This is a genomic window from Vibrio sp. 1731, from assembly GCF_033339955.1.
Classification (GTDB): domain Bacteria; phylum Pseudomonadota; class Gammaproteobacteria; order Enterobacterales; family Vibrionaceae; genus Vibrio; species Vibrio alginolyticus.
The window spans coordinates 1-25,373 of sequence record NZ_JAWOVO010000001.1 but is presented as its reverse complement, the minus strand read 5'-3'; the positions used below and the strand labels follow the sequence as shown (position 1 = coordinate 25,373).

The window sequence follows — 25,373 nt, the reverse complement described above, 5'->3', positions numbered from 1 at the left end:
GCAAGGACGAAACTTCGTTATACAGGCCGATATCTATAACTAAGGTTTGAGGTTATCGCTGTATGAAACCGACACAAGATGCATCGCCAAGTACGATGTCCAAACCAAGCGGAAGCAAGAGCCTGATTTATAATCCTGCCTTTCGTTCTGCTATTTTCCAGATCATTGCCATTGCTGCACTGGTATTTTTCTTTTACACGATTGTAAACAACGCTCTCAATAACTTAGATGCTCGTGGTATTGCAACGGGCTTCGGTTTTCTGAATCAAGAAGCCGGGTTTGGTATTGGGTTAACATTAATTGAATACGATGAAACGTACTCTTACGGTAGAACATTTATCATCGGCCTTCTTAATACGGCGTTAGTCTCCGTATTAGGTATTATTCTGGCTACTGTGATTGGCTTTACCATGGGGGTTGCCCGCCTTTCTTCTAACTGGTTGGTTAGTCGTTTAGCGGCAGTTTATATCGAAACTTTCCGAAATATCCCCCTTCTTCTGCAAATATTCTTCTGGTATTTCGCTGTTCTTCAAGCATTACCCTCACCACGCCAAAGCTTAAGTCTTGGTGAAGCTATTTTCCTGAACGTTCGTGGCTTATATTTCCCTGCACCGACTATGGAACCTGGCAGTAGCTACGTTATTGCCGCGTTAATCTTCGGGGTAATCGCAAGCTTCTTAATTAATGTATGGGCGAATAATAAGCAACGTCTCACTGGGCAACAAACCCCAATGGGAAGAATAGTTTTGGGTTTAGTTGTTGGCCTTCCATTGGTTGTGTACTTCCTTGCTGGTATGCCAATTTCACTGAATTATCCTGAACTAAAAGGGTTTAACTTCCGAGGTGGTATTAGCATTATTCCTGAATTGGCTGCGCTACTTTTGGCATTGAGTGTTTATACAGCTTCTTTCATTGCTGAGATTGTTCGCTCTGGTATTAATGCGGTTAGTCATGGTCAAACCGAAGCAGCGATGTCGCTAGGCTTACCACGCTCGAAAACTTTAAAGCTTGTTGTCATTCCTCAAGCGTTACGAATTATTATTCCACCTTTAACCAGTCAATATCTCAACCTCACCAAAAACTCATCGTTAGCGATGGCGATTGGTTATCCAGATCTTGTCTCTGTGTTTGCTGGTACTACCCTGAACCAAACGGGACAAGCGATTGAGATCATTGCTATGACGATGGGCGTGTACTTGACATTAAGTCTGATTACGTCTGCATTAATGAACTTGTATAACCGTAAAGTCGCGCTGGTGGAGAGATAATATGAGTACTCATCAATTTCAACCGGATCTCCCGCCACCCGCCAATACTGTAGGCTTCGTTGGTTGGATGCGGAAAAATCTATTTAATGGCCCTGTCAATTCCATTGTTACTGTCATTCTTGCGTATATTGTCGTAACTGCAATATGGTATATCGTGGATTGGGCGTTTATTAACGCAGACTGGATTGGCTCAACGCGTGACGACTGTAGCCGAGATGGTGCTTGCTGGGTATTTATCAGCGTGCGCTGGGAGCAGTTCATGTATGGTTTTTATCCAGAGTCCGAACTATGGCGCCCTCGCCTTTTCTATATCACATTGGCCATATTTACTGTTTTACTCGCGTATGAGAAGACACCGAAACGGATGTGGATTTGGCTTTTCTTCGTAAACATCTATCCATTCATCATCGCTGGGCTGTTATACGGGGGTGTCTTTGGACTAGAAGTGGTCGATACACACAAATGGGGTGGATTACTCGTTACGCTCATTATTGCGTTAGTTGGTATCGTAGTTTCACTGCCAATTGGTGTGGTGCTTGCGCTTGGTAGACGTTCAGAGATGCCGATCATTCGCAGCATTTGTACCGTCTACATTGAAGTTTGGCGTGGCGTTCCGCTTATTACGGTTTTGTTCATGGCTTCGGTTATGCTTCCATTGTTTATGTCTGAAGGTTCAGAGACAGATAAACTGATTCGCGCCCTTATCGGTGTGGTTATGTTTGCCTCCGCTTACATGGCAGAAGTGGTACGCGGTGGTCTACAAGCCATTCCGAAAGGTCAATATGAAGCCGCTGATGCGCTTGGGTTAAGTTACTGGAAAAAGACTGGGCTGATTATCTTGCCACAGGCGCTAAAGATTACTATTCCTTCTATCGTGAACACCTTCATCGGTTTGTTTAAAGACACCAGTTTGGTACTCATCATTGGTATGTTTGACGTACTCGGTATAGGGCAAGCAGCAAACACCGACCCTGAATGGTTAGGCTTTGCTACAGAAAGTTATGTATTTGTCGCGTTAGTGTTTTGGGTATTTTGTTTTGGCATGTCACGCTATTCGATATGGCTTGAAAACAAACTTCATACCGGTCACAAACGATAACTCATCAAGATCAAGGACGTATTATGACGCAACAACAAGACTACATGATCCAATTGAAGGACATGAATAAATGGTATGGTGAGTTTCACGTACTAAAAAATATTAACCTCGACGTTAAGCGCGGCGAGAAAATCGTTATCTGTGGTCCATCAGGGTCGGGAAAATCAACGATGATTCGCTGTATTAACCGTCTTGAAGAGCACCAAGCAGGCAGCATTTACGTCTCTGGTACGGAATTAACTGAAGACTTAAAGAACATTGAAGCAGTACGCCGAGAAGTGGGCATGTGCTTTCAACACTTTAATCTCTTCCCTCATTTAACCGTACTGGAAAACTGTACGCTCGCGCCTATCTGGGTGAAGAAGATGCCAAAAGATGAAGCAGAAGCAGTTGCGATGAAATATCTGGAACGTGTTAAAATTCCAGACCAAGCGGAGAAGTATCCCGGTCAGTTGTCTGGTGGTCAGCAACAACGCGTGGCGATTGCTCGCTCTTTGTGTATGAACCCTAAAGTCATGCTTTTTGATGAGCCAACATCTGCACTCGACCCGGAAATGGTTCGCGAAGTACTGGATGTAATGGTCGAACTCGCCGAGGAAGGCATGACTATGCTTTGTGTGACACATGAAATGGGCTTTGCTAAAGAAGTTGCCGATCGCGTGATATTCATGGACGCAGGAGAGATCATCGAAGAAAACAACCCTGTTGATTTCTTCGAAAATCCTCAATCGGATAGGACCCAAAACTTCCTAGCGCAAATCTTACACCACTAAGATTTAGCCGAATCGACATAAAAAAGCACTGGTTTCTATGAAGCCAGTGCTTTTTGTTACTAAATTCAAAAATCCGTGTGAGAATCAACATAGCTATGCTAGGCAGTAATATTGTGTTACAAGTTGCCAAATACATAACATCTTATTTCCATTATCATTTTATCTAGGATATGCATGAAAAGGGCTTGATTTTTTGAACTTTCAGCCCCATAAATGTACCAATAGTAAACTCCCTTATTGAGGATAATTATGAACAGTCCAATGTTTACTCGTTCAACAAGTGTTCCTAATACACTAGAAACTAACAAAGTACTGAAAAACACTTACTTCCTACTGTCGATGACACTGATGACCAGTGCTATCGCAGCAGTCGCGACTATGGCAATGCAAATTTCACCAATCATGGCAATTGTGATGCAGCTTGCAGCGATTGGTATTTTGTTCTTTGTTATGCCAAAGGCAATCAACTCATCATCTGGTATCGTTTGGACATTCGTTTTCACGACTCTAATGGGTGGTGCTTTAGGTCCAATGCTTAACTACTACGCATCAATTCCAAACGGTCCTACTATCATTGCTCAAGCTCTAGGTTTGACTGGTATGGTGTTCCTTGGCCTATCGGCTTACACCATTTCAAGCAAGAAAGATTTCTCTTTCATGCGCAACTTCCTGATGGCAGGTTTGATCATTGTGATCGTTGCAGCGCTGATTAACATCTTCGTTGGTTCAACAATGGCTCACCTAGTAATCAGCAGTGTTTCTGCACTCGTGTTCTCTGGTTTCATCCTATTCGATACAAGTCGTATCGTTCGTGGTGAAGAGACAAACTACATCAGTGCAACAATTTCGATGTACCTAAACATCCTTAACTTGTTCACTAGTCTGCTAAGCATTCTAGGCATCATGAACGACGATTAATCGTTTCTCGTTAAGTAGAATAAAAAAGCCCGAAGGTAATTCCTTCGGGCTTTTTCTTTGTGTGCAATTCAGTGTATTACGCCTGCTCTACTGACAACTCTATAACTTCGTCAGCTTCTGGATTTTCTCTAAAGCGTCTCACTTTGATCGTTTCCTCTCCTAACATGATTTGCTTGGCGATTCGGTGCATACCGTCAAAAACACGATAGTCACTGGTTAAGATTACCGGATACGACAAATCAGCATTGTTGATTCGTTGGCAATGTTTTGCAATTTCACGGCAGGTTGGCTGTGGCCCTTCATGACTAAACCAAGTCACTTCATTTGGGCCTTTGATATCATCAATCGAAATTTCTTCTACAGGTAAGGATTCTGCAAGTTGCCAAATACGCTCGATGGACCAAGTGGATTTTACATTGTCATTAATCTCAATGTAACGTTGTTTCGACATGACTAACTCCTTGTCATCATTGTTGTTTCTAACCTGAATACAGGCTTTTCATCAATCAAAGAGAATATCGGTCTATGAAAACAAACACAACGTTGTCAGCTATTCATTCACCTTAAAATCCCATAATCAGACAAGTAGCCAAGAAAAAACCAAAACAAAAATGAATAAGCCTGGATATCCATGCAATTTCGTTGGTACTCACCCCGTAAAATTTCTAACAAACTGAATAGTTTCCTATTTATTTGAATAAAAGAGCATTTATATCAAAGTGCCTAGCTCAGTCAAAAACACTCACCATTTTGTACGCTTTTGATTCGCTCGATACGACTTCGAGATTCTTTTGTTGAGAACATTCTCGGCTGTCGCTAATCTATAAACATCCATGTTTACTTAACGGATAAAACGTTATGTTCGTTTACAACGGCAAAGAAATTGAAACGGATGCTCAAGGCTACTTATTGGATCATACTCAATGGGAAGAAGGTATGATTGAGCTTTTAGCAAAAGAAGAAGACATCGAGCTTACGGATGCTCATTTGGAAGTTGTGCATTTTGTGCGAGACTTTTATGAAGAGTTTAATACCTCCCCTGCTGTGCGTATGCTTGTGAAAGCGATGGAAAAAGCGCACGGCCCAGAAAAAGGTAACAGTAAGTATCTATTCAAGCTGTTTAAAAAGGGGCCAGCCAAACAAGCAACCAAATTAGCCGGCCTACCAAAGCCAGCTAAATGCTTGTAGATTCATAAAATTTTAAAACCGCGTAACGGCTTATACGACGCAGGTTCCTGCATCACATGCTCTACTGTTGCCGTTCGCGGTCCTTCTTGTAACCATTCCGAAAACGCAACTATTTGCGCGTCTGTTCCACACGCCATCACTTCAACATCACCATTGTTTAGGTTCTTCGCATAACCTGTTAACCCTAGCTTCAATCCTTGATGGGAAGTATGGTAACGAAAGCCCACGCCTTGAACATGACCTTTTACTATAAATCTCTCACACTTTACGTTCATCTTTGTACCGCTTCTTTTTACTGAGTGATATATTCTTTTCGTCTATTCACCCCACTAAGGATAGTGGGTTTTTGCACGGTTATTATAATTATGAAAGAAATTCCATTCCGCTGGATTGATAAGTATCTCATTCACTTAAAGATTCAAGAAAAGTTCTATTTGCTCTTCGTTCTCCCTCTTCTTGCTTTAGTCATTCTCACTCTCGTCCTTAATAGCGCGGCTAATACACTGATCTCAAGTATGTACCAAGAAGAGCTCATGCTTATGAAAGGCCTGATAGAGGCAGGCAACCTTTCTCAATCTCAAGTAGCAAGCCTCATAGCGGGTTCAGAAACCGTTTCTATTGGCTCTGGTCCGCAATCCGTGTCTGTTTTAAATGGTACGTACAGTTTGGTTGCGAACCATGAACTTTCTTTATGGGCTGCCCTATCAACGACTCAAGTGAGCATTATCTGTGTGAGCTTGTTTATTCTCGCTCTTGGCGTTTACTACATCATGACGTTTATTGGCGGCGCGATGTTCACGATGAACAAAGCATTAAACACTCTTGCGGGTGGCGACTTAACTGCGAGAATGAACTTCTTCCCTGTTCGCGACGAGTTTAGTGAAATTGCTATTACGATAGACAAAGTTGCAGAACGAGAGCAACAAATGGTGCTGTCGATTCAAGAGTCTGTGGCTTTAATGCAACAAATTAGCTCAGATCTGAATCAATCGATTCATCACAGTTCAGATATTTCAGCGACTCAGCAGGAACACCTCAACTCTCTTGCGAGTGCAACTGAACAAATGGCATCAACGATTCGAGAAGTCGCGACACTAGCTCACGATTCAAGCACGCAAACCGATGATGCGCGAAACGTGGCTCAGTCTGGACAAGTGAAAGTTGAGAATACGCTTCACTCGATTTCGAACCTCTCTAATGAGATTCAATCTGCGTCTCAAGCCGTTGCCGAGTTAGATGCCAATGCAGCACAAATTGATGAAGTAGTGACAACAATCAATGGGATCTCCGAGCAAACCAACCTACTTGCTCTGAACGCGGCTATTGAAGCTGCACGTGCTGGAGAACAAGGTCGTGGATTTGCGGTCGTTGCGGATGAGGTTCGCGCTCTTGCGGGACGCACTCAGCAAGCGACAGCTGAAATCCAAACGATGATTGAATCGTTACAGCGTAACAGCCAATCACTTACTAAGCTGATGGAAGTTACAGTTAATAATGCAAATGAGGGACAAAACCTCATGACGGAAGTGAATCACGAAATCGGCTCTTTGGCAGATAAAAATCAAACTATCTCCGACAGTAGCATTCAAATTGCAACAGCAGCTGAAGAGCAAGGTGTAGTCGCGGACAATATCGCCTCAAGCGTTGAAGAAATTCGAGTTCAAGCAGATAACGTGTGCAATATGATAAGCACGACTTCACAAAACGTTGATCAACTGCGTAAGCAAAGCGACACAATGGAAGCACTACTTACTGGACTTAAAGCATAGCAACGGAATCTGTTACAGCAAATTCAAATAAAAGGGTCACTTTAGTGACCTTTTTTGTATTTAAAAGTCACTACAATGTACTGGATTGCCGAGGGATATTGCTTTTACCATTCACATCCCGGACAATACGCCCCTTTCAAAATTCAACAAGAGCTAATGAAATGACAGCTGCTATCTATTTGGTTAAAGGTCGTGAGAAATCGGTCAAGCGCAAGCACCCTTGGATCTTCTCTCGAGGCATCAACAAAGTTGAGGGCGAACCTGCTCTTGGCGAAACGGTTGATGTATTCACTCACGACGGTAAATGGCTAGCTAAGGCGGCATATTCGCCAGCTTCACAAATTCGTGCTCGTATTTGGAGTTTTGAGAAAGAAGAAATCGACACCGCGTTTTTCGTTAAACGACTTAAAGACGCACAACTTCTTCGTGAAGACATTATCGAACGTGATGGCCTTACGGGTTATCGCCTTATCGCAGCAGAGTCTGACGGCTTACCTGGCGTTACGATCGACCGTTACCAAAATTTCTTTGTGTGCCAACTTCTCAGTGCTGGCGCAGAACACAATAAGCAGGCTATTGTTGACGCTCTGGTTGAGTGCTTCCCTGATTGTAATGTGTACGAGCGCTCTGACGTGGCCGTTCGTAAGAAAGAAGGTTTGAAAGAGACCACTGGCGCATTGCACGGTGAAGTGCCTCCAAAATCTGTCGTCATCGAAGAAAACGGCGTAAAGATTAGTGTAGATATCGTTGGCGGACACAAAACAGGTTTCTACCTAGATCAACGTGATAGTCGCCAGCAAGCGATGAAATATATGAAAGGCAAAGAAGTTCTTAACTGCTTCTCTTACACTGGTGGCTTCGGACTTTACGCTCTAAAAGGTGATGCAAAGCGTGTGATTAACGCTGACGTGTCACAACCTGCTTTAGATACCGCAAAATTCAACGCAGAACTAAACGAGTTTGATATTTCGAAGAAGCGTGCCGTCTTCCTAAATGCAGACGTGTTTAAGCTGCTTCGTGAGTATCGTGATCAAGGAACTCAGTTCGATGTTGTGATCATGGACCCACCGAAGTTCGCAGAGAGCAAAGCACAACTAAACGGCGCATGTCGTGGTTACAAAGACATCAACATGCTAGCAATGCAAATTCTAAAACCGGGCGGCACGCTACTGACCTACTCGTGCTCTGGCTTGATGGATCAAGTTCTGTTCCAGAAAATCATCGCTGATGCAGCCGTAGACGCTAACCGCCAAGTAAAGTTTGTGGAGCGTTTTGAGCAAGCCGCTGACCACCCAACCGATACAGCATATCCAGAAGGCTTCTACTTAAAAGGTTTTGCATGTAAAGTGCTTTAGGCTACGAATAAGTAAGACAAAGCAGAAGAAAAGGGCCTACTGGCCCTTTTCATTATGGCTCTAAGTTAACCTTAGTTAGTGCGGATAACACATCTCTCTCAAAGTCCGCATTTCCCACGATTAAATCACTAAACTCTGTCGCCCCGTTTTCTATTACGATAGTTTGAATTGAGTTTCCATCGTTATGGGTTATTTCTAGAGATAAGTCATCGCCATCAATGTTCAAGTCAATACTATTAAGAAGTTCTTCTATCGTATTGTGCCCTGCATCTTCAACTACTTCACTCAGATCTAAGGTGTCCAAATCTCTCTCAAAACCTCTAATTAGATCTGTTCCTGTATCCAAGGAGTCGTTGACCCATTTAAAGACATCTGCCTCGTTATCATTACCGATCAAGATGTCATGACTTACATCTACTTCAGCTTCAATAATATTTGCAGAGCCATTACTTGAAGCATTTACTCCTCCGTTTTCATCAATAACGAATTGCAGGGTATTCTCACTTTGATCGCCATCGTTATCCGTCAATACATAATCGAAGTCTAACGTTTCAACTGTATCACCCACCGCACCATAAAATGCATACGTACCATCGTTTAGGTCGATTTCCAGAGTATGTTTGCTGTCGATATAGATAGTAAGCTGCATCGTTGTGTCGTCAAATGCATGCGAAATACCATCGTTATTGTCAGTAACTATTAGGTCTGTACCATCAAACGAATAAGTGACACCGTCATGTTCTATTTCGCTAATATAACCACCATCTGCACCAATACCTGTATCTGGAGAAGTGGTATACATCAAGTTCCCCCCAACAGGTTGAATCACTGACTGCAACATAACCGGAGGTAATTGAGTTACGTCAGGAACCACAACACCATCAAGGTCTTGATTCAAAAAGCCATCATATGCTACGCGATCTAATTGCTCCGGCATAAGATTAACGCCCATACCATACGCTAGGGCTGTTATCTGATTATCAGGATCGGTTAGGTGATCAATCCAACTCTGCTCGCGAGCGTCGTTTATAAATGATGACGCAGGGTTTGGCTGACCATCTGACAAGAAGTAACTAACATTCGACGCACTGGTTAACTTACCTACATCATCCCATGACTGTTTTGCTTCATTTAGCGCGTTGTTATAGTTAGTCGCGCCACCCGCAGTTAGCGTCTCAATATACGCTTTGGCCTCCTCGACCGTCAGCCACGTCGCAGCACCTATAGCGTAAGTGGATGCTGTACTGCTATAAGTAATAATTTGAACTCGCGTTTGACCGATAGACTCATATTGATTCAATAACTGAGTTGCCGAATCTTTCATTATCTGCAAGCGATTATCCGTTCGCATAGAACCCGAGACATCCATTATGAGCTGAACGTTGGCACTTTCTTTAGTTTCTGCAACTACATCGTGAATAATAGATGCAGAATCTGGTGAGTCATCTTCCACAATAACGTTGACCGTTGTGGAGTTAGTAAGACCACGAGCATTCGAGACAAGCACAGGCACCTCAATATTTAAGGTGTCTTCTCCAGATGGGTTGGAGTGATCAATCGGACCAAGAAGCTCCGTAGATACCACTCCAGTATCATTGACTGATATTTTGATAACCTCTTCACCGTTCGCTGAACCGATAAGCATTTGGTCGTTATTTGATAACGTCCACGTTACAGAGATACCGTTACTAGTAAGAGCTGTAGATGGTTCACTGAGCGTAACAGAATCAACGGTTTGACCCAGCGTCAATTGTTCTACATCAGTACTCGAGTCAGTTGTGTCATCAAAGCCGTTTAGAGCAGAGTCATCAGCAATGGCGTTGCTTAAGCCTTCCTCAGAAACGTTTAGAGTTACACCTTCTACGATTGGTGGGGCGTAAGGGTTGACAGAAAAGTACCCCGTTTTACTGTCACCATCATTATCAGTAATCGTGTAGTTAAAATCGATATCCCCATCGCCATAAGGTGAGGTCAAAGGCAAGTATTGGAAGAACTCCCACTTTCCAGTGCTAGGTGTAAGTTGAACTTCGAATGCAAGCTCTCCATCAGCCTCTGCAATCAGTCTATTAGAGTTTTGTGGATCGACGTATATCAACACGTCTTTACCATCTAGAGTCTCTAAACCAGCCTCACCTCCATTTAAGACTATAGAACCAGGGCCATCAGCTCCATATACAGCACCGAGGTTCCCATCCGCACTAGCAATTGGCACGCCAGAGTACGCACCTGTAAAGGTTATTGATTTAACGGTAAAGTCACTGTTGTCTTCAGTATCCGGGCCATTGCCATTACTGGTCGCCTCGAGGATGATTTTATCAAAGCCTCCCTGTTGAACATTGAAATTTGCCGCGTAATCACCACTGCTTGCGTCAGAGCTGAACGATTGCTGAGCAATTAATACACCATCTCTATAAAAAGATGCGATTCCTTTCTCAAGTTCACCACCAAACATTTTCTCAAATTCTATTTCTGCTCCGTAAGCAACTTTATTGCCTAAGTCTATGATTAACTGCTCTGATACACCCTCATTACCCGCGAATCGATAATCGACTTCGTTTTCTAATTGGAAGCCGTTGTTACCAGAACTTTTAACGCCAATCCCTTCTGATGATTGATTGATTTCAGCTGTTCCCAGCATCACAGATTCGTCAGACACAAAACCGTTTGCAGTCACAACAACATCCCCAAATGTTCGACTGGTTGCGTCTGCCTCACTTCCTGCAAAATCTATGCGCCCTGTCAGAACGTTAGGTGCACCAGTAAGCGACACATCGACGGGTTGAACAACCACAGGCACGTATGGGCAATCATCTTCAACGGCCACATTTAAGCTTTGAGATGTTGTTGTTTGTCCATCACTTACAGAAATCTGTAAATCAAAGTTGATGATGTCTTCCACATCATTAACAGGATGATCAAGTGGCTCAAACAGAGTAATAGTATAGTCCCAAGAGCCTTGACCTGAAGCTGAAGGCTCGCTCAGCACAACAGTAGCAACAACGCTCAGGTGAGCAGTTTTCGCAGTCAGCGTTTGAGTACTGTTGTCCCACGTCCACGATATAGGCTCCCCTCCTGATGTTAGGTTGTTAGGGCCTGCCAATACCACTGAAACATTCGCCGTGTCTGGATCGGCAACTGTGAATGTTCCTGAGAAACTTGCGGAGTTAGTGGTGTCTGAAGGTGATCCTGTATTATCAGGGATACCATTAGCTAAACCTTCTTCCGAAACAACTGCATTCACAACATTTGAAATAGAAGGAGGAGCATCATTATCAATAATCGTCGCCGTACCCGTATCACTGCCTTGTACTGCGGCAATGCCGGTTACTGTCACACTGAAATCTTCAGGGCCTTCATAAACGGCGTCATCAATGGAAGCAATGCGCACATCAAATTCGGTTTGCCCAGCTGGCACCGTTACCACGCCATCGTTTGGTACTGCAACCCAACCGCTTCCGGTGTTGTATTCTAAGGTGCCTAAGTCTCCAACTTCGGTGTCACCTAAGTTCAGGCCTAGCTCGACTTGAACAGTGGACTCGGAGGCATTCGACAGCGTCACTTTGAAGTTCGCTGTCTCACCCTCATTGATGGTGCCAGCGTCTGAAATAGTCACGCTTGGACGGTCATCATCCGGATCAGGGCCCGGACCCGTGCCATCGTCCACTATCGTTGCCGTACCCGTATCACTGCCTTGTACTGCGCCAATGCCGGTTACTGTCACACTGAAATCTTCAGGGCCTTCATAAACGGCGTCATCAATGGAAGCAATGCGCACATCAAATTCGGTTTGCCCAGCTGGCACCGTTACCACGCCATCGTTTGGCACTGCAACCCAACCGGAGCCTGTGTTGTATTCTAAGGTGCCCAAATCTCCAACTTCGGTATCGCCAAGATTAAGACCCAGTTCCACCTTCGTTTCCGCTTCAGACGCGTTCGATAAAGTGACTTTGAAGTTCGCCGTATCCCCCTCATTGATGGTGCCAGCATCCGTAATAGTCACGCTTGGACGATCATCATCCGGATCGGGACCCGGGCCACTGCCGTCATCCACAATCGTCGCCGTACCGGTATCGCTGCCTTGCACTGCGCCAATGCCAGCCACCGTGACACTGAAATCTTCTGGACCTTCATAAACGGCGTCATCAATGGAAGCAATACGCACATCAAACTCAGTTTGCCCTGCTGGCACGGTCACCACACCATCGTTTGGTACTGCAACCCAACCGCTTCCGGTGTTGTATTCCAAGGTACCTAAGTCACCGGCTTCGGTATCGCCGAGATTAAGACCCAGCTCCACTTGCGTTTCCGCTTCAGACGCGTTCGATAAAGTGACTTTGAAGTTCGCCGTATCCCCCTCATTGATGGTGCCAGCATCTGAAATAGTCACGCTTGGACGGTCATCATCCGGATCGGGGCCTGGACCCGTACCGTCATCCACTATCGTTGCTGTCCCCGTAACGCTGCCTTGCACCGCCCCAATGCCAGTCACCGTCACACTGAAATCTTCTGGACCTTCATAAACAGCATCATCAATAGAAGCAATGCGCACATCAAACTCAGTTTGCCCTGCTGGCACCGTTACTACGCCATCGTTTGGTACTGCAACCCAACCGGTTCCGGTGTTGTATTCTAAGGTGCCTAAGTCTCCAACTTCGGTGTCACCTAAGTTCAGGCCTAGCTCGACTTGAACAGTGGACTCGGAGGCATTCGACAGCGTCACTTTGAAGTTCGCCGTATCCCCCTCATTGATGGTGCCAGCGTCTGAAATTGTCACGCTTGGACGGTCATCATCCGGATCAGAGCCTGGACCCGTGCCGTCGTCCACTATCGTTGCCGTTCCCGTATCGCTGCCTTGCACTGCGCCAATGCCAGTCACCGTCACGCTGAAATCTTCTGGACCTTCATAAACAGCATCATCAATGGAAGCGATACGCACATCAAACTCGGTTTGCCCCGCTGGCACCGTTACTACGCCATCGTTTGGCACTGCAACCCAACCGGAGCCTGTGTTGTATTCCAAGGTACCTAAGTCACCGGTTTCGGTATCGCCCAAGTTCAGGCCTAGCTCGACTTGAACAGTGGACTCGGAGGCATTCGACAACGTCACTTTGAAGTTGGCTGTCTCACCCTCATTGATGGTGCCAGCATCTGAAATAGTCACATTCGGGCGGTCATCATCCGGATCAGGGCCCGGACCAGTGCCATCGTCCACGATCGTCGCCGTCCCCGTATCGCTGCCTTGTACTGCGCCAATGCCGGTTACTGTCACACTGAAATCTTCAGGGCCTTCGTAAACGGCGTCATCAACAGAAGCGATGCGCACATCAAACTCAGTTTGCCCTGCTGGCACCGTTACTACGCCATCGTTTGGCACTGCAACCCAACCACTTCCCGTGTTGTATTCTAGGGTGCCTAAGTCTCCAACTTCGGTGTCACCTAAGTTCAGGCCTAGCTCGACTTGAACAGTGGACTCGGAGGCATTCGACAGCGTCACTTTGAAGTTCGCTGTCTCACCCTCATTGATGGTGCCAGCATCTGAGATAGTCACGCTTGGACGGTCATCATCCGGATCAGGGCCCGGACCACTGCCGTCGTCCACGATCGTCGCCGTCCCCGTATCGCTGCCTTGCACCGCACCAATGCCAGTCACTGTCACACTGAAATCTTCAGGACCTTCATAAACGGCGTCATCAATGGAAGCGATACGCACATCAAATTCGGTTTGCCCAGCTGGCACCGTTACCACGCCATCGTTTGGCACTGCAACCCAACCGGAGCCTGTGTTGTATTCTAAGGTGCCTAAGTCACCGACTTCGGTATCGCCGAGATTAAGACCCAACTCTACTTGCGTTTCCGCTTCAGACGCGTTCGATAGCGTTACTTTGAAGTTCGCCGTATCCCCCTCATTGATGGTGCCAGCGTCTGAAATAGTCACGCTTGGACGGTCATCATCCGGATCAGGGCCCGGACCACTGCCGTCATCCACTATCGTTGCCGTACCGGTATCGCTGCCTTGCACTGCGCCAATGCCGGTTACTGTCACGCTGAAATCTTCAGGGCCTTCATAAACGGCGTCATCAATGGAAGCGATACGCACATCAAACTCGGTTTGCCCCGCTGGCACCGTTACTACGCCATCGTTTGGCACTGCAACCCAACCGGAGCCTGTGTTGTATTCTAAGGTACCTAAGTCACCGGCTTCGGTATCGCCGAGATTAAGACCCAACTCCACTTGCGTTTCCGCTTCAGAGGCGTTCGATAAGGTGACTTTGAAGTTCGCCGTATCCCCCTCATTGATGGTGCCAGCGTCTGAAATAGTCACGCTTGGACGGTCATCATCCGGATCAGGGCCCGGACCACTGCCGTCATCCACTATCGTTGCCGTACCGGTATCGCTGCCTTGCACTGCGCCAATGCCGGTTACTGTCACGCTGAAATCTTCAGGGCCTTCATAAACGGCGTCATCAATGGAAGCGATACGCACATCAAACTCGGTTTGCCCCGCTGGCACCGTTACTACGCCATCGTTTGGCACTGCAACCCAACCGGAGCCTGTGTTGTATTCTAAGGTGCCTAAGTCTCCAACTTCGGTATCACCTAAGTTCAGGCCTAGCTCGACTTGAACAGTGGACTCGGAGGCATTCGACAGCGTCACTTTGAAGTTCGCTGTCTCACCCTCATTAACCGTACCTGCATCACTCATCGTTACCGCTGGGCGATCATCATCAGGATTTGAGCCAGGTCCACTACCATCATCTAAAATAGTGGCAGTCCCAGTAACAGGTGTGCTTTGTTCTTCTGTCGTGCCAGAGAGCGTAAACGTTTCTGGGCCTTCAAATACAGAGTCGTCAATAGAGTCTATAGAGACCGTAAAGTCACTTTCACCCGGTGGGATCGAAATGGTAAAGGTTCCGCTTTCACCGACTGAAACTTCTTCTGTTGTACCATCAAAAAATGTTATGAGGACACGCTCATTGACGTAGTCACTCCCGTTCTCGTCAGCTGAGCCGCCTGTTGCGGTTCCATCAAGGAGAGAAAGAATGACATCAGTATTGTCTTCAGTTGTTTGACTTAGAGTAATATCGAATACAACTTGGTCACCTTCGTTGATAGTCGGACTAGATATTTCTTGAACTAAGATAGTCGGTGGTACAGGGCCATTAATTACTCTGAAAAGATCCAACAAAGATAGTGCTTGAGTTGTAGATAGTCCGATTCCATCAATACCGACGGTCTCAAAATTCGTACTAGCCAACAATTCAGCGCCAGTACGATCTATTGCACCAGTATTTTGGGGGCTAGAACCACTTTCCTCACCAGCAGCTGGCTCAAAATCCTCACCAAGAGCAGCCGGGTCTTCTCCACTAGCGATAGCCTCGATTAGCGCAGTGACATCATCAGTAACGTTAATTGAACTACCTTGCGGTGTTACCTGTTGTACAATTAATTCTGATGTATCAGAAACTTCCTCAATAATTAATTCACCAGGCTGAGGTAGCTGACCACTTTCAAGACTTCTCAGGTTCCCATCAAGCCCTATAACCACGACATTGCTCATCAATGAACTTAACGCTACTCGATCCATGCTCTTCATCCTTGTATTAGTTTAATTAAAGGCTTGTTACTGCACTAAACACGTCTATAGTTTAGACAAAATATGAATTTTTCGTTTTATTCCAAGAGGATTTAGTTTTTTGAGAGTAATAAGGAAAATAACCGAAGAATTTGCCTTCATTTAAACCAGTTTCCGCTATGCTCTTAAGATAAAAAGGTTTTCTACGAAAAAATCGACCACTTACCAAGCAAGCTTTGCCTCGTATGCTAGAGTTTAGAGAGTAAGATTGTTGTTTTTTATTGAATTAAACATTTAAACATCAACAAGTTGATAATACGCACTAAGAAAATTCATTGTTTGTAACTTCTCGTCTCAAATATGAAACAGAATAAGAGCGACATGATTTTAGGAGAACTAACGTGAGATGGAATCGAGTACATATAGCCTGCTGTTGCTTAATAGTGTCTTCACCAGTTTTCGGTCAAACTCTAGAGCAAGCGGTTGCACAGACGCTACAAAATAACCCCGATATTAAAAGTGCATTTAACGAGTTTATGAGCCAGAAGTACATAAATGAAGCTTCATCAGGTGCTTACCTCCCCTCTGTTGATCTAGATGCTGGAATTGGATATGAAGGATTAGACCCGTCAGATGAAGTTGGTCGAGGCGACACGGATTACACTCGAAAGGAAGCTTCAGTGACACTGACCCAACTAATATGGGATGGTAGCGCTACGTTAAATGATATTGATCGAACCGCAGCTGATGCTGAATCTGTTAGATTTCAACTCTTAGCAGATGCTTCAGATAAGGCACTTGAAGTGACTAAAGTGTACTTGGACGCTGTTAAAGCGTATGAAGTCCTAAAGCTTTCAGAAAACAACCTTGCTGTTCATAAAGATATTTACGATGATATTAAAAAACGAGTCAACTCGGGTATCGGCTCTACTGCTGACTTGACGCAGGTAGAAGCACGTTTGGCAAAAGCACACGGAAACTTAGCTGCTGCTCAAAATAACCTGTATGACTCTCACACGATGTTCACTCGTTTAGTCGGTCAAACACCACAAGGGTTAATCTTTCCGAGAGCGGACCAAAACTTTATCCCGTACACGGTTGATGAAGCGGTAGGCTTGGCATTTGAACTTCATCCCGTTATTCAAGTGGCGCTCGCAGACGTAGACTCGGCTAAGTTTCAATACAAACAGTCTAAAGGTGTTAATTACCCAACCATTTCCATTGAAGCTTCGCAAACATGGCGTGACGACGCTGATGGTTTAAAAGGTCGAAGTGATGAGACACTTGCCATGCTGCGTCTACGCTACAACCTATTCAATGGCGGCAGTGATGCAGCGAACTCAGAAAACTTCGCCTACCAGCTAAATAAAGCAAAAGACTTGCGTGAAGGTGCCTATCGCAATGTTGAAGAAGGGTTAAGGCTTTCTTGGAGTGCGCTTGATTTAACATTACAACAAAAAGAGTTTCTATCAGATCATGTAGACTCTGCGTCTGAGACCGTAATTGCTTACGAGAAGCAATATCGCATCGGTAAACGAACACTGCTTGATCTATTGAACACTGAAAACGAGCTCTTTGAGGCGCGTAAAGACTACTTAGATTCTAAATACGCAGAGCAGTACGCCAAATATCGAGTGATGAACGCAACTGGGCAACTGTTGAGTGCATTAAGGGTTGAAATGCCTAAAGAATGGCTAGAAGAAGTGGAGTATTAATTATGAAACACATAGCTTTTATTACACTCTCATTAATGCTCTCCGCATGCAGTTCATCAGATCGTGGTGATGAATATGATTACATAGATACCCCAATTGCCGATCAGTGGGCTGATCATATAGATGATGACTCTGACGGAGTCATTAACGAGCGAGATTTGTGCCCGGGTACACCTTTGGGTGCCGAAATAGACAACGACGGTTGTGGTTCGTACGTTGACTCCTCACAAGAAATGCAAATTCGAGTACTATTTGCGAACGATTCCGATGTGATCAACCCTATCTTTACGCAACAAATTCTTGAACTATCCGACTTTTTGAAAGAGTACCCGAACACGTCTATAGAGATTCAAGGTTATGCTAGTCGCACTGGTACTGCAGAACATAATCTTGACCTATCTAAGCGCCGCGCTGAAAACGTTAGAAAAGAGCTCATGAAGAATGGCATTAGTGGAGATAGAGTTACCATTGTCGGCTATGGAGACACAGTACTTGCGACACAAGGTACAGACCAAGTTAGTCACGCATTGAACCGTCGAGTAACCGCAACAGTGATTGGCCACAAGGGTGAAGTGAAGAAAGAATGGACCGTTTTCACAACACTTCCAAAAAGCTAGCACAACAATAAACAGACCGTAAAAATAAAAGGTCTAGCAAATTGCTAGACCTTTTTTGATTTTAAATTTGACTACAGTTTAGCGCTACTACATGTCTTTGTACTGAGCTTCTAAACTCGCAATTAAGCTTTGAGTCACATCATCAACACTTGCACCGTCAAAATGGATGTCCAATGTCGAGCTCCCTTTTGTAATACTCAGGTTTGCCTCAGATCCCCCGTCTGGTGCCACTTCTACATGATACTCTCCGACATCACCAGTATGATCACCTGATTGAAGATCATTAAGAAGCTCTCCAATTTCATCTTTAGATAAGTCGTCAAACAGATCTGAGAAGTCTAGAGCGTCTTCATTTTTATTGAAGTCAGTGACAGTATCAACATCGTTAGTGACTTCACTCCACTTAAAGATGTCGGCCCCTTCTGACCCTGTTAAAGTATCACTACCTAAACCACCAATCAGAATATCATCCCCTTCACCACCAACGAGTATGTCGTTGCCACCATGACCAAATAGTAAGTCATCACCAGCGCCGCCATATAAATTATCCGATTTATCTCCTTGGTGAGTTTGGTTGAATTCTTCCAAGTTATTTCTAACGTACTCATGTATATCTTCGCCGTCAACGGTAGACACATCCTGACCCGTTTGCTGCGCCACATGTGATTGAATCGCACTTAAGCCTTGTTCATTACCACCAAACTCAATTAAGTCACCTAACAAGATATCGTTACCTTCACCTCCTTGAATAGTGTCTGAACCTTGTTTGAGAGGTACATCTTGACCCAATATCGTTTCAGCAAGCTTAGTAACATCAATATCTGACTCTACCACACCATCAGTGTCATACTGCTTGAGTGTATGTTCATCAACGCCACTCCCAAGACCTATCGCTTCTATAGAGGACAATGCCGCTAGTACTTGATACATGTGTTGAGCTTGTGTCGAGCTATTCCCTTCATCGTAATAACGGATAGAGCCATAATATCTGTCGATATCGCCAAGGATTCTTCCTGTTAGCGGTGAATAAACCTTACCGTAACTATCTATAACGACATCACCTTTGTAGGTAACTGTTTGTCCGTATGAGTAATTGTTTTTACTCGCAATATCTTGCAGGGTAACAAGCTTGCCAGAATTATCGACGTCCAAAATCACTTTCGAGAATTCACTCGGTGCTACACCATAGAGGTATGTTGCTCTATTTGGTTGACCATCCGTAACAAAGTACGTGATATTTTGGCCATTAGGGTTAGGTTGACTGCTGAACCATTCAACGGCCGACTGTAAGCCCGCCTCATAGTTTGTGCCGCCAGAACCCTCATCATCAATTACACGATTCAACTCTTCTACAAACTCTTTTCTTGCTGTAAGAGAACTCAAGTCAACAGAAATCACCGCTGATGCACTTGAAGCAAATTCACTAAGGTGAATATTCACTGTCCCTGGCTTCTCTCCTTGATTTACCGCACTTAACAGCTCATCAAACACGTCTAGCACTTCTTGCTTCGCAGTTCCTACCCAGTTACCCATGCTCCCTGAAGTATCCAGAACAAATGCGATGTTGTAGTCCTGACCTGCAATGATCTCCAATCCTTGAACATCACCAACAATAATATCGTGATCGTCACTACCCGTTATCTGATCATTCCCATGTGATCCCGACTCCAACACATAGTCACGAGCTGTAAGCTCAACGGATTCAGTTGTTGAAGCTGCGTCATTATTTGATCCTTCAACAGACGTAGCAGTAACGCTTAGCGGGAACTCTAAGCTGCCTTCATAATCGAATGGCACTCTGATATCCAGGGAAAGCTTACCATCTGTACCAAGAGTGACAGGGTAATCTCCATTTGAATCTTGCTTAATTGCGAGCCCATCAACATACACGTCAACACCGTCTGGTAGATCTTGTACAAGAGCAGTCTGCGCTAAATCCTCACTTCCATCGACATCAACTAGATCAACATCCACATCGACCGAAATCCAGCGATCTTGAAGCACTTCATAAGTGCCATCAGGTTTCAAATCAACAATTTTGTCTGCAAAAACAACGCGTTCAATTTCATATAAATGATCACCTCGGTCATCACTACCTGTATGATCGTTTACCGAATCGATAGAACGACTATCTAATAAAATCCAATATGGAACTTTACCGCCATGATCGTCTTTGAAGGTCATTTTGTAGTCATCAAAGTTCCCTGTTAAGTAAACTGTATCTTTACCATCATGCAGAGTAAGACTGGTCGCGTCATCACCATAAAACGTATCATTGTTACCACCGCCAACAAATACGTCATCGCCACCGCCACCATAGAATACATCGTTGAAATCTGTCCCAACAAACAAGCTGTCGGTGTCACTTAAGTCAGTATTGACTCCCAACACAACACCAGCGTGTGTATTAATTTTAGGTACTGCATTATCCAACCCAAGGTTGGCTGCGACAGCCTCATTTTCGGTATTGGTATTATTTATTGCCGATGTAGCTAAGTGATGGTTTGGATCAATAGCATCTCGTTTAACTAAGTCGCCAACATTGATCGTGATCGTAGGTGCATCTGCGATAGCAACAACATTGATATCAAGTGTATTTGTTACGCCAGTATTTGTGGTATAGCTAATTAATGGAACGTCACCTGACCAATGCTCAGCAGGTTCAAATATGTAACTACCATCTCGGTTTACTAGTAACGTACCACTAGTCAAAGAAACACTTTCGCCTACCTCGTAATCAGCACCATCGATAGTAAGATGATCTACCATCAGAATATTGTCGCCGTCAGAGTCATTAAGCAATACATTCCCTTGTAGAGTATTGTCTTCTATGGTTTCGCCCAAATCACTTTCCGTTTCCGTCGGTAAGTTCTCATGTACTACAACATTGATCACCAAGTTAGATTCTGCTGAATCACCATTCGAGCTTTCTGTACTCGTTGCAGTCAAATTGATAGTGAAGTCATCATGGGAGCCCGCAGGTGGAGTCACAGTAAGTGCATCTAATGCCCAACTTGTCACGTCCAGTTCTTCATCAATAGTTGCGACAGTAATAGAACTATTTCCATCTGAAAGGATCGCACCTACAGGTAAGCCAGTTAGCGTGACTTTAAGTGATTCAGAGCCATCTGTATCATTTAAGCTTGCTTTAATTTCAGAGAGCGGTATCGCTGTATCTTGTAACCCTTCGTTCAGCTGGTATGTTTCGTAAAACGCAACACCATTAACTTCTTGTAGTTCAGACGTTCTGATATCAGTTGCTTCTAGTGCACTTTCATCACTAACTACGTAAAGACTACTATTGCTCAGGTTGACAGGCGCTTGTCCATTAATGGATACATCCACATTAAAGTTACCCGGACCACTTTGGTTATGGTGATAAATTTCAATTGGATAAAAGCCAGATACCGAAGGGGTAAAGCTAGCTCCCTTAATATCACCACTGTCGCTCCCCCAACGAGCTTGATCAAGTAACGTACCACCCAACTTGATTGCAAGGCTATCATCTGCTTGCCCAACAAAGTCGTAACTCGAGCCAGCTTCGAGATAAACAAGAGATGTGACTAGAACGGCCTCATTTGCCAAGGTTGCATGAGTCCCTAAATCTTCCACATTTGCCCAACTCAATCGAGTACCATCGGCTTCATTAAGAGCGTTGATCGCTGAGATTAGAGTCTCTCCATTGACCCCCATACCATCACTAGAACCAACTTGAACATTACTCCATGTCGTAACGTTAAACTCTTGTTGAGGCAATGAGTTTAATGGCGTCACTGCGATTAAGTTCGGTTTATCAGCGATAGGGTTTACGTCTATTGTCAGTGTTGACTCTTGACCGGTACTCTGTCCATCTGTTGGTTTAAAGCCAATTTGAGCGTAACTAGACTCCTGGTCTCCGACTTGATTTCCGCCGAAGCTGTCACTGCCAGACTCATTTAATTCAGGTACAAAACGAACACTGTTTTCATCAAAGAGCGGCTTATCAAGCACTTGATCGATTTGGACAGACTGCCAATCGCCTTGCGAATCTCTGTACTCTAATGATCCATCGCCAGGAAGCGTTGTAATTTGGACGGAAAGATCTGATACATCAGAGTCCACATCGCTAATACCGAATGATGACCAATCAAGCATCACTTGAGAATCTTCATTCATCTCAACCACTGAAGGCGAAGATTCAGGAGCATCATTCACATTTACCAGAGATACATTTACCTCGGCAGTATCAATCCCGCCAGTTCCATCGATAACCTCAACCTGAAGCGTATAATCGCCCAAGTCAACATCATCGATTGTCTTGTTCAATGAAATCTCTCCGCTTGTCGGGTCGATATCAAAAATACCATTAGTGCTCGAGCCATCTGCAAAGCGGTATACAAGCACGTCATTATCGTGATCTTCAGCAACGACCGTGCCGATAACGGCCCCACTCACCGTGTTTTCGTTAACTGACCCGAAGTCGTAAACATCATCATTTGGTTTGTCACCAGCACTATCGCCGCCAGAAATAAACTCTGGAGCGTGCTGAGCATCTATAATAGAGACTGTTGCTTCATTCGAGTCACTTGCAAGCGTCGAATCTGCACCAACCGTATCAATTAGAGTCACGGTTAGGTTTTCAAGATCTTCGTAAATACCATCATCGAGAGTTTTTATATCAATCGGCGCCGACGTTTTACCCGCTGGAATCGTGACTGTGTACGTACTTGGAGCAATATAATCTTTGTCATCAACATTCCCTCCGATTGTGAATGTTACCAGTACATCTTCATCTGCTTTTTGGTCAATGTTGACGATAAATTTTGCATCACTACCTTCATCAACTGAGGATTGATCTGAGCTAATAGTCACTTTCGGTGCACTTTGGGCATCAACGATCACAACACTTGCGCTGTTATTTGAAGCAATGCTCGCATCAGCGCCATCAACCTCTTTAATGGTTACTGTGAAAGATTCTGCGCCCTCATAAATACCATCGGTGACCGTCAGTAAGTCAAGAGCAGCTGAAGATTGACCCGCAGGAACTTCAACACTCAGAACGCCAACAAAATCTTTTCCATCTTGGGCCACGCCGCTATATTCGAAATGAACCGTAACACTCTCATCTGCAACTTTATCAAGTGTCAGCGTAAAGCCTGCCGTTTCACCTTCATTTACGCTATTTTGATCGGCACTAATACTAACTAAAGGTGCAGGATCAGAATCCACAATATTTGCGTTACCAGTTGCAATACCATTACTGGTGACACTACCGATTTCCGTAACCGTAAGACCAAAGCTCTCATCACCTTCATGGACATTATCTAGTTTGGTCGGGACTGCGACTTTAAATTCAGCGACACCTGGAGGTATAGTAACGTCTCCATTAGGCGCTATCTAATGTTTGAGTTTGACCATGAGTATCCACATAGGTCACTACCATAGTGCCTAGATCAACATCTTCCGCAGTATAGCTATCATTTGTTGTTGACTTCAGATTGACGACAACGGCCTCTTGAACAGGGTTAGAGAGTAAAACGGTAAATATTGCGTCAGTTCCTTCAATTACATCGCCCGCATCTATTACGCTAAGTTCTGTACTATCATTATCAAGAACTGTTGCCGTCCCCGTTTCACCTCCGAGCTCAAGAACGACCGTTTCGCTGCTTTCCACAACCAAGTCATCAATAGTCGGAATCGATATTTCGAAGCTACTTATACCTGCTGGAACAATCAAGTAACCACCTAAGAAAACAACACCATTTGTGTAGGTTGCATTCGATAGATTTATGTCATTCTTATCAACTGAAGAACCTTGAGCAAGCATATCAACTTGGTACTTAACAGCAGTGCTGGTGACTTCATCTAAAACAACCGAGAACGTGATATTGTCACCCTCGGTCACACTATCACCGACCACAGACAGACTTGGCCCGTTTTCCGCAACATTACCATCTAACATTTCGTTAACGATATTGACTGTAGATGGATCGCTAACGCCATTTTCAGAGTCGACTGCAACATATCCAAAGCTGTCTTCGGCAGGAACACCTTCTACATAACGTAACTCCCAGTTACCTTCATTTTTCGTAGAAAAATCTAACTGAGTAATGACCGAACCTTCAGGAAGAGCTAGATCTTTCCCATAACCAACGCTTGTTTCTTGGAATAGCATGAAGTTGCCTTCAGGCTTCAAAAACTCGAACGTTTGAGTCTGTTGGACATTATTTGAATCTAAGTATGTAACCGTAATAAGTGCTGCGTTGTCATCACCGTAATCAAACAATCCACCTAATCCATCTAAGCCAAGGTTTACGCTGCCCACAGGGTTATTAGACAAATCGATCGTAATCGTTTCACCTTTCTCAATACCCTGCCCATCATTGTCAGCGATACCATTGCCGATGTGTGACACCTGGCGGTTGTACTGCGCAAGCTCACCGCTATCAGAAGAAATGGTGATAGAAGCTCCATTGGCTAAATGCTCAGTACGGGAATGTGATGAACCACCATCCTCACTTAATCCCCAGTTATTGAAATCTGTTGTAGATTCCGAGCCATTAGGCGTATTTGGACGATCTTTGATACCTAATAAGAAGCCAACATTATCAGCTTCATAGTAAAGGCTGTCTTTGTCATAAAGCGTATCGCTTACTTCTTTAATTTCGTGCAACTCACCATCACTATCTTTAAAGAACAACGTACCTGAGGCTGGCAGTTCAGTAATTCGGACATGTAGATCGTTGCCTTTTAAGTCGTCTTCAACATCCGCGATATGATCTTGAGAGTCGCCATCACCTAAAGGTTTCGTATCAGTATCAAATACAACTTGCGTCACAGGCTTGTCAGTCACATGCGTAAAGTCCTCACTGTCAGGCTTGTCATTGACTGGCGTCACATCGACGTTCACCGTGGTGGACTCACTGACGCCACCGGACGTAACGATGTAGGTAAAGCTGTCTGTACCGTGGTAGTTGTCGTTTGGCGTGTAAGTGACGCTGCCATCCGGGTTGACCGAGACCGTGCCGTTCGCTGGACCGTGATTGCTATCGAGCGACACCACTTTGTCGTCGCCTTCGAACGTGTCGTTACCTAAAACCTTGATGATGGTTGGTGTGT

At 44.6% G+C, this 25,373-nt stretch carries 14 protein-coding genes; 9 read left to right on the top strand and 5 right to left on the bottom strand.

Annotated features, from left to right (window positions below):
- Positions 1-62: 62 nt before the first annotated feature.
- The 4 genes from R7035_RS00070 to R7035_RS00055 all read left to right on the top strand — a co-directional run bounded on the left by R7035_RS00070 (position 63) and on the right by R7035_RS00055 (position 4,058).
- Complete coding sequence (locus R7035_RS00070) at positions 63-1,268, top strand: amino acid ABC transporter permease (RefSeq protein WP_256901113.1); 1,206 nt, start codon at positions 63-65, stop codon at positions 1,266-1,268.
- A gap of 1 nt (position 1,269) precedes the next feature.
- The gene (locus R7035_RS00065; RefSeq protein ID WP_104979214.1) at positions 1,270-2,367 is read left to right on the top strand and encodes an amino acid ABC transporter permease; all 1,098 of its coding nucleotides are present in this window, start codon (positions 1,270-1,272) and stop codon (positions 2,365-2,367) included.
- 23 nt (positions 2,368-2,390) lie between these two features.
- Positions 2,391-3,140 carry an amino acid ABC transporter ATP-binding protein gene (locus R7035_RS00060; RefSeq protein WP_005377400.1) on the top strand — a complete coding sequence of 250 codons (750 nt, stop codon included), beginning with the start codon at positions 2,391-2,393 and terminating at the stop codon, positions 3,138-3,140.
- 249 nt (positions 3,141-3,389) lie between these two features.
- Positions 3,390-4,058: a Bax inhibitor-1/YccA family protein gene (locus tag R7035_RS00055; protein WP_005494926.1), complete on the top strand. Its 669-nt coding sequence runs from the start codon at positions 3,390-3,392 to the stop codon at positions 4,056-4,058.
- 76 nt (positions 4,059-4,134) lie between these two features.
- Here R7035_RS00055 and R7035_RS00050 read toward each other — a convergent pair whose 3' ends face one another.
- Positions 4,135-4,509, bottom strand: coding sequence for a chromosome partitioning protein ParB (locus R7035_RS00050; RefSeq protein WP_005377398.1), 375 nt, complete (start codon positions 4,507-4,509; stop codon positions 4,135-4,137).
- A gap of 407 nt (positions 4,510-4,916) precedes the next feature.
- On the opposite strand from R7035_RS00050, the gene R7035_RS00045 reads away from it, so the two are divergent.
- Positions 4,917-5,246 carry a TusE/DsrC/DsvC family sulfur relay protein gene (locus R7035_RS00045; protein WP_005377396.1) on the top strand — a complete coding sequence of 110 codons (330 nt, stop codon included), beginning with the start codon at positions 4,917-4,919 and terminating at the stop codon, positions 5,244-5,246.
- Positions 5,247-5,248: 2 nt separating this feature from the next.
- Here R7035_RS00045 and yccX read toward each other — a convergent pair whose 3' ends face one another.
- Positions 5,249-5,521 (bottom strand): acylphosphatase, encoded by a 273-nt coding sequence (gene yccX, locus R7035_RS00040; RefSeq protein WP_017634611.1) that lies wholly within the window; start codon positions 5,519-5,521, stop codon positions 5,249-5,251.
- 90 nt (positions 5,522-5,611) lie between these two features.
- Between yccX and R7035_RS00035 the strand changes: the two genes are divergently transcribed.
- Both R7035_RS00035 and R7035_RS00030 read left to right on the top strand, forming a co-directional pair.
- A complete protein-coding gene (locus R7035_RS00035; RefSeq protein WP_318145909.1) occupies positions 5,612-7,015 on the top strand; it encodes a methyl-accepting chemotaxis protein in 1,404 nt (467 codons plus the stop codon).
- 161 nt (positions 7,016-7,176) lie between these two features.
- Positions 7,177-8,370, top strand: coding sequence for a class I SAM-dependent methyltransferase (locus tag R7035_RS00030; RefSeq protein ID WP_256901114.1), 1,194 nt, complete (start codon positions 7,177-7,179; stop codon positions 8,368-8,370).
- Positions 8,371-8,422: 52 nt separating this feature from the next.
- Here the strand turns inward: R7035_RS00030 and R7035_RS00025 are convergent, their stop codons facing one another.
- Positions 8,423-15,955 carry a Calx-beta domain-containing protein gene (locus R7035_RS00025; RefSeq protein WP_318145908.1) on the bottom strand — a complete coding sequence of 2,511 codons (7,533 nt, stop codon included), beginning with the start codon at positions 15,953-15,955 and terminating at the stop codon, positions 8,423-8,425.
- 389 nt (positions 15,956-16,344) lie between these two features.
- On the opposite strand from R7035_RS00025, the gene R7035_RS00020 reads away from it, so the two are divergent.
- Positions 16,345-17,658 carry a TolC family outer membrane protein gene (locus R7035_RS00020; RefSeq protein WP_021707835.1) on the top strand — a complete coding sequence of 438 codons (1,314 nt, stop codon included), beginning with the start codon at positions 16,345-16,347 and terminating at the stop codon, positions 17,656-17,658.
- Between the two features lie 2 nt (positions 17,659-17,660).
- Positions 17,661-18,275: an OmpA family protein gene (locus R7035_RS00015; RefSeq protein ID WP_005377363.1), complete on the top strand. Its 615-nt coding sequence runs from the start codon at positions 17,661-17,663 to the stop codon at positions 18,273-18,275.
- 87 nt (positions 18,276-18,362) lie between these two features.
- Here the strand turns inward: R7035_RS00015 and R7035_RS00010 are convergent, their stop codons facing one another.
- A complete protein-coding gene (locus tag R7035_RS00010) occupies positions 18,363-23,483 on the bottom strand; it encodes a VWA domain-containing protein (RefSeq protein WP_318145907.1) in 5,121 nt (1,706 codons plus the stop codon).
- Between the two features lie 157 nt (positions 23,484-23,640).
- Positions 23,641-25,373: cadherin-like domain-containing protein (locus R7035_RS00005; protein ID WP_318145906.1), on the bottom strand; the 1,733-nt coding region annotated here is incomplete at its 5' end.